The 1,642-nt window shown below is 61.4% G+C and carries 3 protein-coding genes; 1 reads left to right on the top strand and 2 read right to left on the bottom strand.

Annotated elements, in window-relative coordinates; all coding sequences use genetic code 11:
* A partial coding sequence (locus JV551A3_RS02075; protein WP_133978287.1) for an FKBP-type peptidyl-prolyl cis-trans isomerase occupies window positions 1–426 on the top strand: 426 nt, incomplete at its 5' end.
* A 9-nt stretch (window positions 427–435) separates the two neighbouring features.
* Here the strand turns inward: JV551A3_RS02075 and rsd are convergent.
* Together rsd and JV551A3_RS02065 are read right to left on the bottom strand one after the other, a co-directional pair.
* A complete protein-coding gene (gene rsd / locus JV551A3_RS02070) occupies window positions 436–906 on the bottom strand; it encodes a sigma D regulator (protein WP_112251196.1) in 471 nt (156 codons plus the stop codon).
* Between the two features lie 230 nt (window positions 907–1,136).
* Window positions 1,137–1,640, bottom strand: coding sequence for a disulfide bond formation protein B (locus JV551A3_RS02065; protein ID WP_133978285.1), 504 nt, complete (start codon window positions 1,638–1,640; stop codon window positions 1,137–1,139).
* Between the last annotated feature and the right edge of the window lie 2 nt (window positions 1,641–1,642).

Here is a 1,642-nt window from a genome sequence, read left to right as displayed (position 1 = left end):
TTGCTCCAACAGCAGGAAGCGCAGGAAGGCGATGCCGCCATGCAAAAGCTGCAAGCTGCTGAAACACGCTTCATGGCCAACGAGCGTGGTCGTTATGGCGTACATGAACTAGCGGAGGGCGTGCTCTACAGCGAACTGCAAGCAGGTACGGTTGCGCAGCCCAAAGCCGGTGGCAAGGTGCAGGTGCGCTATGTGGGCAGGCTGCCAGACGGCTCGGTGTTCGACCAGAACCAGACGCCCCAGTGGTTCAGCCTGGATTCGGTGATCGAAGGGTGGCAGGTAGCCTTGCCAAAGATGCACGCTGGCGCCAAATGGCGCCTGGTGATTCCCTCAGCGCAAGCTTATGGCGCCGAGGGCGCAGGGGACCTGATCGCACCCTACACACCCCTGGTGTTCGAGATCGAGCTGCTGGCGGTTGGCGACTGACGCCAGCCCTTAGGCCTGGACCGCGCCTTCTTCCTTGTGCGCGTTGTGCAACACTTCGATCAGGCAGTCTTCCAGCTCGAAGCGCTCGTGCAGCAGGCCACCCAGCTTGCCCAGCTTTTCGGCAAAGCGTTCGGTGTCCTTGCACTCGCCCTTGGCACAATGGTCATTGAAGGCCAGTGCGATCTGAGTACTGTCGTTGATCCGTGGGTTGATCTCTTCGGCCAGTTTCAGCGCCTTCTCGTCTCCGAAGGCCTTGGCCTCACTGACCAGTTGCTCGCAGACTTCGAAATGCCACGCCGAAACGTAGTCGACAAGGAGCGCACAAAACTCCCCGTTCGTGTCCTTGTCGGCGAAGGCCGGCTTCGCATCGCGCAGTGCGCGGAAAGCCTGCACCAGTTCCTGGCGCTCCTCCAGCCAGCGGTCGATCAGTTTATGAACCCCACCCCAGCGTTCCTGAGCGTTCTGGCAACTATCGAGCATGGCTATCTCTTCCCTTCTGGGTAGATGCCGCTGCACCTCGCACCACGACCATGCAGCACAAAGGTGACATCAGCAGGCGGCATCGAGCAGTTGTGTTTTCGGTATGCGTGCTGGGAGATTATTCCCGCACGGGCTGGCCTTCAAGGTACGCAGCGGACAAAGTTCATACAAGTGTTTAATACCCTGTTACACGGCCATTGGTCGTACCAATGGCGCAACCTTGCGCCAGGTCATGTTCTCGCCAGGCTGCGGAAACGATACGCCAGCAGGCAACTCAAGGGCAGCATCGCTAGCAGCAGGAAAGCCAGCAGGCTCCACTCGGGCAGGGTCAGGTCGAGAAAACTCCAGGTCAGAGAGCTGCAATCCGGGCCGCCGAACAACAACTGCCGGGCCGCCTCGCCCCAGGATTGTTCGAACAGCCGACCGAGCGGCACCGGGCAGACAGGGATGGCCCCGTCATCCCCTTGCAACCAGACATGTCGCGCTGCCAGCAACGCCCCGGCCAGCGAACAGCCCAGCGTTGACCGCGCGTAACAGCGAATGCCCGCCGTACCCGGCGCCTGCAACACTGCTGCCAGGCACAGCAGCGCGTACACGCCAAGCAGCAGCCGCTGACTGAAACACAACGGGCAGGGCACCAGCCCGAGGACGCTTTCCAGGTGGACGGACGCGGCCAGTACCGCCAGTGGAGCAAGGCAGGCAGGTAGGAAAAAGGTGCGCAAACGGGCCGGCAGCA

The organism is Pseudomonas inefficax (assembly GCF_900277125.1).
Lineage (GTDB): Bacteria > Pseudomonadota > Gammaproteobacteria > Pseudomonadales > Pseudomonadaceae > Aquipseudomonas > Aquipseudomonas inefficax.
Note: the sequence above shows the minus strand (reverse complement) of the source record. Positions and strands in the feature narration are given on the sequence as shown.

Bases quoted from the DNA above. Each gene is read 5' to 3' on its own strand.
- rsd (WP_112251196.1), bottom strand. From the start codon at position 906: ATGCTCGATAGTTGCCAGAACGCTCAGGAACGCTGGGGTGGGGTTCAT.